Source organism: Hymenobacter persicinus, from assembly GCF_004167665.1.
In the GTDB taxonomy this organism is placed as follows: Bacteria; Bacteroidota; Bacteroidia; order Cytophagales; family Hymenobacteraceae; genus Hymenobacter; species Hymenobacter persicinus.
In genome coordinates this window covers 1-8,832 of the sequence record NZ_SEWE01000077.1, presented here as the reverse complement: position 1 = coordinate 8,832, position 8,832 = coordinate 1, and the positions used below count along the sequence as shown (strand labels likewise).

The 8,832-nt window shown below is 57.0% G+C and carries 10 protein-coding genes and 1 pseudogene; 4 read left to right on the top strand and 7 right to left on the bottom strand.

Annotated elements, in window-relative coordinates; genetic code table 11:
* From EWM57_RS20315 to pdhA, 5 genes and pseudogenes are all read right to left on the bottom strand, one after another.
* A pseudogene (locus tag EWM57_RS20315) lies at positions 1-464 on the bottom strand (hypothetical protein); the annotation flags it as partial.
* Between the two features lie 167 nt (positions 465-631).
* The gene (locus tag EWM57_RS20310; RefSeq protein WP_129923136.1) at positions 632-1,015 is read right to left on the bottom strand and encodes a TraR/DksA family transcriptional regulator; all 384 of its coding nucleotides are present in this window, start codon (positions 1,013-1,015) and stop codon (positions 632-634) included.
* 251 nt (positions 1,016-1,266) lie between these two features.
* Positions 1,267-1,743, bottom strand: a complete 477-nt coding sequence (ribH, locus tag EWM57_RS20305; RefSeq protein ID WP_129923135.1) for a 6,7-dimethyl-8-ribityllumazine synthase — start codon at positions 1,741-1,743, stop codon at positions 1,267-1,269.
* A 95-nt stretch (positions 1,744-1,838) separates the two neighbouring features.
* Entirely contained in the window at positions 1,839-2,612 is a 774-nt protein-coding gene (locus tag EWM57_RS20300) for a tetratricopeptide repeat protein (protein WP_129923134.1), read from the bottom strand.
* A 54-nt stretch (positions 2,613-2,666) separates the two neighbouring features.
* Complete coding sequence (pdhA, locus tag EWM57_RS20295; RefSeq protein ID WP_129923133.1) at positions 2,667-3,839, bottom strand: pyruvate dehydrogenase (acetyl-transferring) E1 component subunit alpha; 1,173 nt, start codon at positions 3,837-3,839, stop codon at positions 2,667-2,669.
* A 64-nt stretch (positions 3,840-3,903) separates the two neighbouring features.
* Here pdhA and recF point away from each other — a divergent pair, with 64 nt between their 5' ends.
* From recF to EWM57_RS20280, 3 genes are all read left to right on the top strand, one after another.
* The gene (gene recF / locus EWM57_RS20290) at positions 3,904-5,013 is read left to right on the top strand and encodes a DNA replication/repair protein RecF (protein WP_129923132.1); all 1,110 of its coding nucleotides are present in this window, start codon (positions 3,904-3,906) and stop codon (positions 5,011-5,013) included.
* A 92-nt stretch (positions 5,014-5,105) separates the two neighbouring features.
* On the top strand, positions 5,106-5,423 hold the full coding sequence (locus EWM57_RS20285) for a DUF721 domain-containing protein (protein ID WP_129923131.1): 318 nt from the start codon (positions 5,106-5,108) through the stop codon (positions 5,421-5,423).
* Between the two features lie 293 nt (positions 5,424-5,716).
* Complete coding sequence (locus EWM57_RS20280; protein WP_242510160.1) at positions 5,717-6,277, top strand: acyl-CoA thioesterase; 561 nt, start codon at positions 5,717-5,719, stop codon at positions 6,275-6,277.
* A 91-nt stretch (positions 6,278-6,368) separates the two neighbouring features.
* On the opposite strand, the gene EWM57_RS20275 is transcribed toward EWM57_RS20280, so the two are convergent.
* Complete coding sequence (locus EWM57_RS20275; RefSeq protein WP_129923130.1) at positions 6,369-6,755, bottom strand: helix-turn-helix domain-containing protein; 387 nt, start codon at positions 6,753-6,755, stop codon at positions 6,369-6,371.
* A gap of 353 nt (positions 6,756-7,108) precedes the next feature.
* Positions 7,109-7,966: a glycerophosphodiester phosphodiesterase family protein gene (locus EWM57_RS20270; RefSeq protein WP_129923129.1), complete on the bottom strand. Its 858-nt coding sequence runs from the start codon at positions 7,964-7,966 to the stop codon at positions 7,109-7,111.
* 170 nt (positions 7,967-8,136) lie between these two features.
* Here EWM57_RS20270 and EWM57_RS20265 point away from each other — a divergent pair, with 170 nt between their 5' ends.
* Positions 8,137-8,757, top strand: coding sequence for a DUF2939 domain-containing protein (locus tag EWM57_RS20265; protein WP_165370594.1), 621 nt, complete (start codon positions 8,137-8,139; stop codon positions 8,755-8,757).
* Positions 8,758-8,832 lie beyond the last annotated feature (75 nt).

The window sequence follows — 8,832 nt, the reverse complement described above, 5'->3', positions numbered from 1 at the left end:
AAGCGGCGCGGAGCGTCCCGGTCGAAGGAGCGTGGCGGGCGGCTGTCCTGGTCGCGGTTGAACGGACGAGCGGGGCGGTTGCCACCATCGCGGCCACCGAACGAAGGCCGGTCGTTACCGCCTTCGCGGTTGAATGGCCGGCGCGCGTCATCGTTGTCGCGGCGGGGCGCAAAGCCCCCACGGCCGCCGGAGCCCTCGGTGCGGTTGAAGCCCCCCTGGGCGCCAAACTTCTTCGGTCCACCGAACCCGCCACCTTCGTTGGGGCGACTAGCGGGCCGGTCGAAGGAAGGGCGCGAGGAAAAGCCGCGGGCATTATCCTTGCCGAAGCGGCTGCCGGTGCTGCCTTCCGCGGGGCGGGGCGAGAATTTGCCGGTGCCTTTGGCATTGCCGGAGTTGCCGTACGGACGCGAATCAGCGTCGCGGCGGCGTTCCGGCTTGTCGCCGGAGAAATGTTTCTTGCTCATAGTTGCAAGTAAAGCGTGCCGTATCGCTACGGTACAAATGAGAAAATGATCTGGTTCAGAAACTGGAGCAGGACTAACGCATTACCCCAGAAAACAGTGCCCGGACCAGCAACGCGGCCCAAACGAGCCGGTACTAGTCCGGGCAGCATGTAGTAGCAGAAGCGCGACTAGTCGCGGCGGGCCATCTTGGCTTCGATGGAGTGCTGCGTATGCGGCACGGCGCGCAGGCGCTCCTTCGAAATCAGCTTACCCGTCCCGATGCACACGCCATACGTACCGTTTTTGATGCGGATAAGCGCATTTTCGAGCTGCTGGATGAACTTCATCTGGCGGGAGGCCAGCTGGTTCAGGCTTTCTTTTTCGGCAGTGTCGGCACCATCTTCCAGCACCTTCGATGAGGATGCAGTATTGTCGGTGCCCGAATCGTTGCGGCGGCTCAGAGTTTCCTTGATAAAGGCAACTTCCTTCCGGGCAGCGGTGAGTTTGTCCTGGATAATATCCTGGAACTCAACCAGTTCTTCCCTGGAATACCGTAGGTTTTCTTCACTCATGCTGGTTCAGAGAAAATTTAACGTATTGAAGGTTAGCGACTTGCCCGGCTATGCTGGCAGTGTAGCAAACGTGTATGGCCTCCTAACATCAGCTCCGACAAATTAGTTTGTCGAGGCCGGGGTCGGAAACACAACCGTGGACTTGCACTTACCTTGCTCCCACCCGACAGGATTCGGCCGCAAAGCTACGCTTTTGTCCGGTATTGTGCTATTGTTGACCTTTCTAAGCCAGTTACCGGTGAGCCTGCTGGCTAGAAGCCCAACATGTGAATGGCCGCCACGGCGCCCTCCACTCCCTTGTTGCCGTGCTTGCCACCGGCCCGGTCCCAGGCCTGCTCGAGGGTATTGGTCGTGACAAGCCCGAAAATCACCGGCTTGTTGAACTTCAGTCCTACGTTGGTGATACCGCTGGCCACGGCGTGGCAGATATAGTCGTCATGCTTGGTTTCTCCTTTGATAACGACGCCCAAGCAGATGACGGCATCGATTTCCTCGTGCTGGGCCAGTAGCTGCGCCCCCAGCGTCAGCTCAAAGCTGCCGGGCACGGTGTTGCGGTAAATGTTCTCGGCTTTAGCGCCGTGCTTGAGCAGGGTATCGTAAGCGCCTTGGCTGAGCACGTCCGTAATTTCCCGGTTCCACTCGGCCACGACGATGCCGAAGCGTTTGTCGGAGATATCCACGAAGTGGTCGGAAGTGTAGTCGCTCAGGTTTTTGAGGGAAGTAGCCATACTCGGAAAGGGTCTAGGGTCGGGGTCTTATTAAAACAGAAGCTGCGCCTCCCCTCGCGGAAAAGCGCAGCTTGTTACTGTGTTGGGCTACCGGCCTATTTGCCTGCCAGTCCTTCGGCCCGGGCCTTGAACTGCTTGGCGTCGGTGGCTTCGGCCGAGTTTTGGTAGTCGGTCAGGATCTTGTCGTAGGCGGCAATGGCGCCGGAGTAATCCTTGGCCATTTCGCGGGCCGTAGCTTCCTTCATCAGGTAGCCTGGCGAGAAGAATTCGTTGGCGTTGTAGTTCGCCGCCTTATTGTAGAAGTCGGCAGCCTCCTTGGCTTTGTTGAGCTCCAGGTTGGCGTCGCCCAGCAGCGCGTAAGCGCGAGCCTGCACCAGCAGGTCATCAGAGCTGAAGTCTTCCAGATAGTCGATGGCCGCCTGGAACTTGCCTTCCTTCAGCGAAGCCACGCCGGCGTAGAAGTTGGCCATGTTGCCCGCCTTCGTGCCGCTGTACTCCGAGGCTACTGCCTCGAGGCCGTCGTACTGCCCGTCGCCCTTCATGGCTTTTTGCAGCGAGTCAGCTTCCCAGTAATTCACGGCCTGGAACATGGCCGCCTGCCCCTTGGCATCCTGCGAGGTGCGCCAGGTGTAGTAGCCAAAAGCTCCAACCACGGCCAGCACCACTACCGTCAGCAAGCCGAGCAGGACGTTCTTGTTGCGACGCAGAAAATCTTCCGACTCGGCCAGCCGGGCGGCCAGGGCGTCGGGGTCTTCAAACAGCGGGTGCTCGGGCGTGTACTCGCCGATGGGCTGATTAGGGTCCGCCGGTACCTGCTGCTGCTGAGGACGATTTTGCGGGCTGTTGCGCGTGTAAGGAATCTTAGACATTACTGTTGATTTCTGGAAAGACGACCCAAAGGCCGGGTAAAGTTCCGCGGGCAGTTAGTCGCGGATGTAAGGGTAATCCTGCTGCACGTAGACGTCTTTGTAGAGCTCGTCGGCCGTGGGGTAAGGCGAGGTTTCGGCAAACTCCACCGACTCCTGCACCTGGGCCTTGATCTTCTCGTCGATGGCCACCAGCTCTTCTTCCGTGGCCATGTTGTTGGTCAGGATGGTGTGACGCACAGCTTCGATGGAGTCACGCTGGCGGTAGTCCTCCAGCTCTTCCTTGGTGCGGTACTTAGCCGGGTCACTCATCGAGTGGCCTTTGTAGCGGTAGGTTTTGAACTCCAGGAACGTCGGGCCTTCGCCGGCACGGGCGCGCTCAGCGGCGCGGGCTACGGCGTGGTGAATGTCTTCCACGTTCATACCGTTCACGGGCTCCGAAGGCATGTCGTACGACTCGCCCAGGGTGTAGAGCTCAGTCACGTTAGAAGTGCGCTGTACCGAAGTGCCCATGGCGTAGCCGTTGTTCTCCACGACGAAGATGACGGGCAGTTTCCATAGCATCGCCATGTTAAAGGCCTCGTGCAGGGCACCCTGGCGCACGGCGCCGTCGCCCATGTAGCAGATGCAGAGGTTGCCGGTCTTGTTGTATTTCTCGGCGAAGGCCATGCCAGCCCCCAGCGGTACCTGCCCGCCCACGATGCCGTGGCCACCTACGAAGTTCACGGCTTTGTCGAAGATGTGCATCGAGCCACCCTTGCCTTTCGAGCAGCCGGTGGCTTTAGCAAACAGCTCAGCCATGATGGCGTTGGGCGAAGTGCCCAGAGCCAGCGGGTGGGCATGGTCGCGGTAAGCGGTAATCCACTTGTCGCCTTTGGTCAGGGCCGAAACGGCGCCGGCCACGCAGGCTTCCTGCCCGATGTAGAGGTGGCAGAAACCTTTAATCTTCTGCTGGCCGTAGAGCTGACCAGCCTTCTCTTCAAACTTGCGCATGAGCACCATCTGCTCATACCAGGTAATATAGGTCTCTTTGGAAAACTCGGGTTGGGCGGGGCTCGTAGCTTTGGGAGCGTCGGTGGCACCTTTGGCTTTGCCATTGGGCGGCAATACCGGATCAGGCTGCTTCACCGTTTCGGTGGCAGCAGTGGGTTTAGTAGAAGCCTTCTTGGCCGACGACTTAGTCGTCGAATTGGAAGGTTTTGAAGTAGCCTTTACTTTCGTCTCCGCCATCGTGCTCAGTTGTTCGCGTTTGGGATGCGAAAGTACGTAAAAGGATTTCAATTCCGAACCCCGAATGATTCTTGAAAACCTGCACCTGCTGTTCTTTAAAAACTACGACGAGGCTAACCTGCGTTTCTCCCCGCACATCAATTGCTTTATCGGCGACAACGGCAGCGGCAAAACCAACCTGCTCGACGCCATCCATTACCTGGCCCTGACCAAGAGCGCCTTCACCACCGCCGACGCCCAGAGCATTAAGCAGGGCGAGGAGTTCTTCGTGGTGAAAGGCCGCTTCTGCACTCCGCCCGATGATGCCCGCGACACTATTCAGTGCAGCCTGCGGCTGGGCCAGAAGAAAGCCGTGACCCGCAACAAGCAGGCCTACGACCGTATCTCCGACCACATTGGGCGCTTCCCCGTCGTGCTTATCTCTCCCTATGATACCGACCTGATCCGGCAGGGCAGTGAGGAGCGGCGTAAGTACTTCGACAGCCTGATTTCCCAGCTCAACCACGAGTACCTCGAGCTGCTGATTTCGTACAACCACATCCTGCGCCAGCGCAACTCCCTGCTCAAGCTGGCTGCCGACCGGCAGGGCTACGACCGGGATTACCTGCTCGTGCTGGATGAACAGCTGGTGCCGGCCGGAGAGCAGATTGTGCGCTTACGGCAAGAGTTCTTGGCGGAGTTCACCCCTATCTTCCAGCGCCATTACCAGCAGCTCGCCGACGGCCGCGAAGCCGTAACGCTGGAGTACAAGAGCCAGCTGCCCGGCGCTGACTTTGCCCATCTGCTCCGTACCTTTGAGCGCAAGGACCTGGCCTTGCAGCGCACCACCACCGGCCCCCACAAGGATGACTTCACCTTCCTGATGGACGAGGGTTCGGTCAAGAGCTTCGGGTCCCAGGGGCAGCAGAAGTCGTATGCCATTGCGCTCAAGCTGGCGCAGTTTGAAATCCTGGCCGTGCAGAAGCAGCACAAGCCTTTGCTTCTGCTCGACGACATCTTCGACCGGCTCGACGAGAAGCGCATCACCCGGCTGCTGCAGCTGGTAGCCGACCAGACCTTTGGCCAAGTATTCCTGACCGATACTCACCTCGACCGGACTGACCGGGTACTGGCCAATCTATCCGAGCAAATCACCCGTTTCTGGGTAGAAAAAGGCACCGTCACGGAGCTTTAACTTTCTGCGGGACTACCTTTGTAACCAGCCGCCTTGCCACATTTTCTGGTGTTGCTACGGTTTGGCTTCGCGCGTTATTATACCCCTCCGCCTTGAAAAAACATAGCAGTTCCGAAAATTCCCGGCAGGCGGACGTCGTCACGCTCAAGGACGGTATCACGGCTCTGCTCAAGGCTTACCGGCTACAGGGCAAGCTTAATGAGGTTACGGTAGTTTCCAGTTGGGAACGTATCATGGGCAAGGCCGTGGCTTTGAAAACCCAGGAAATCTACATCAGTCAGGGCAAGCTGTTTGTCCGGCTTACTTCCGCCCCGCTCAAGCACGAGCTGGTCATGGCCAAAACCCGGGTGCTGGAAATTATCAATGCCGAAGTCGGGGAAAAGGTAATCCAAGAAGTAGTCTTCTTGTAGCAGCATAGCGCATCCGTCTGCTCGTCCGTGGCAGGCCGAATCAGCAGCCATCAGAATCTATCCGGTTGGGCCTATTGCAGGCTCCCCTATTATTTGTGCAGGTGCTTTAGGCGCGGCAGTTGTCTGATGACAGCATGGGTGGCTGGCTATTGCCTGGTTTTCTTTCTTAGGATTTCTGCGCCAGCTTCCCGGTCTGCTTCCCAAGTCTCCTGCAAGAGCTAGGCAGTAGTTGCTCCAGCTTAGCCTCAATTATGTGGGCAACCATGTTTCATCTCTTCTCCCATTTTCTCCTCATGTCTTTCCCTAAACCCGAATTCCGCCCGGTGTCTTATTCCCGGGTTACGCTGACCGAACTTATGATTCCGGCCTATGCCAACTTTGGCGGCAAGATCCACGGCGGCATCTTACTTTCCCTCATGGACAAGGTTGCTTACGCGGCAGCCTCCAAGCATGCTGGTACCTACTGCGTGACGGTGAGTGTCGATGGGGTAAACTTTCTCCAACCCGTGGAAGTGGGTGAATTGGTTTCCCTGCTGGCCTCGGTCAACTATGTAGGCCGCACCTCCCTGCTGGTAGGCATCAAGGTTATTGCCGAAGACGTGCGCAGCGGATCCGTCAAGCATACCAACACTTGCTACTTCACGATGGTGGCCAAGGATGACGACGGCCAGCCTACTCCCGTACCGGGCCTGGCTTTGGAGACGCCCGAAGACACCCGTCGTTTTGTTGAAGCCATCAAGCGCCGGGAGTTCAAGGAGCGCTACAAGCAGGAGTTTGACAACGCCGTATCGGCCCTCACGGTTCTCAATGAGCCCGATCTACTCGACCGGGAGCGGTGTCAGGTTGTGTATTGATAAGCCCGTTTCCTGGGCTTTGGCACGCCCCCTTTTAGCAATCAGCTGCTACCGAACAAGTGACAAAAATGTTTCACGTGGAACGTTTTTGTCACTTGGGTCCGTACACTTTCAGCAGGAGGTCATTATAGGCCTCCAGCAGGGCTATGTACTTCGTTTGAAGGGCCATGAGTTGCTTATTCACATCCTGATCCGAAGACTGTAACACTGATGTACGGCTTGTTACATTGTCACGAACAACCGGAGTTACAGATGATGAAACAAAGGGCAACACTGTTTGTTGTAACGATGTAAAGTCATCGGAAAAATCGTGTCCTATAATATCACCTACTCTTTTTACGAAAGCGTAATCCAGTGTATCGTCCTTGAACTTACGATAAATGGTAGGGCGGGTAATCCCTAGTTCATCAACAATGCGCGTAATGGAAATACCGCTGTTTTTGATGGCTTCTTGAAGGATTTCACCCTGATGTGGCATGGAGAGCTGTTGTAATACAATGAGAGTGTAAATATGTTAAATCCGTTTCAAACGTACAAACACACGCCTGTAATTGTATACATATTACACACAGTGTAAATGATACAAATATCGAACAATGTTACAAATTACAGGGCAAATATTGCATTGATACAGAACACAGCAATGTGTTACACATCAACGAGAACCGTTACACAACGCGCCAAAAAGCTTCAAAGCAGATTCCAAGACAGGTTTTCGGGCTGAACACCGAAAGTTTACACCTATATGGATCTAGCCCTGCCGGCTACTTGGCCTTTCTGCATTCCGCTCTTTCTGTTCGGTCGTGCACGGAACTGTACTGGGTGTGTCCCCTACCCTCTTCTTAACAGCTCTAAGAGCCGGTCTGGGTAGTCCGTTGTGATACCCGCAACGCCGAGCTTGAGCAGGCGCTGCATATCCTCCGGCTGGTTGACAGTCCAGGGCACGAGCTGCACGTTGAGAGCCCGCAGCTCTGCGACCAGCGCTTCCGAAACCAGTCCGAAATAGGGACCATACACATCAGGCGTGAAGCCCAACTCAGCCGCGTGCTGGGCATAGGGTAGCTCGTCTTCAACGAGCAAGCATACCGGTAGCGTTGGCTCCTGCCGCCGCACTTCGCGCAGGATTCGCTTGTCGAAACAGAGCAGCGTGACCCGCGCCAGAATACCTTCGGCCCGGAGTACGGCCAACACCCGCGCGGCGTACTCGGCGGGTTCAGGATGGAAAATATTATCGTCGGCCGGGCTCGATTTTATCTCGATACTGTAGCCTACCGGGCGCCGCTGGAGCTCCGCAGCCCGCCGTTCAACGGCGTGAATTACGTCGGTCAGCAAGGGCTTGTAGGCCGGCATCTGGTGCTGGGCGGGGAAGCCAGGATGAGGCGTGAGGCCACAGTCGCAGCGCCGGATTTCTGCGTAGGGCATGCGGTATAGATTGTGCTTTTCAGCCGAATGAACCTGCACCGGCTGGCCCTGCGCGTCGCGGCACAAGGGAGAAAGCCAGGGCTCGTGCGACACTACCACTTGGTTATCGACGGATAAAACCACGTCCATTTCAAGCACGTCGACGCCCAGCTCCAAGGCATGCAGAAAGGCAGGCAACGTATTCTCCGGTAGCAGCCCGCGGCAGCCCCGGTGGCCGTGAACCTGCGGAAAACTAGGGCTAACGAGGGGGCTAGGTTGACTGCTCATAGTAGATCAGCATACGCAACGCCGCGAAAAGCAGTGGCCCAAAGCAGCTAAACTGAATGCTGGGCTGGCTGATAAAACCGCCGGCGCCCACCATAACCCGTAACGTACGGGCAGCGGAAGTAAAAGCGGTATTTTGCGCGCCAAATCAACTCTTGACCTTTTTCCTGCTGATGAAAAAGCTATTTCTACTCCTAGCTGTCGCTGCCGTGGCCATCGGCAGCTACCTGTTTTACCGGAGCCTGACCACCGGGCCCAAGTACGCGCTGATGCAGGCCGCCAAGGCCACTCAAACCCACGATATGGCCGCCTTTGAGCGCTACGTAGACGTGAGCAGCGTAACGGGCAGCCTCGTTGATCAGGTAGCCAATCAGAGCGCCGTGGTGGGCCTGATGCCAGGTGGTTTCGCCTTCAAAGGGGCCCTGCAATTGCTCAAGCCCCAACTGGCCAAGGCAGCTCGTAAAGAGCTACAGACCTACATCGAAACCGGTTCGCTGGAGGCGGCCGCGGCCGCCCAGCCCAAACGGGCGGTGAAGATTTCGATGCTGGGCCTGGCCAGCAAAGTCGTGAATTCAGACAGCCAGTTCAAGGACGTCAAGTACGTGAATGAGCAGGGTGACCAAGCCTTGGTTGGGCTGGAGTTCACCCAGCCCAAGTATGATACGACGATGGTAGTGGAAGTGAAAATGCGCGACCGGGGTGACCATTGGCAGGTGACGGAAATCACCAACTCGGGGGAGCTGCTCAAGCACGTGGCGCGCCTGGAAAAGAAGCGCCGCCTGGGCGGTAACTAAGCCGGGCCCCACTCGGAAGCCAAACCGAACTCTTTACTAAACAAGAAGGCCCGACGCTGGGGAGCGTCGGGCCTT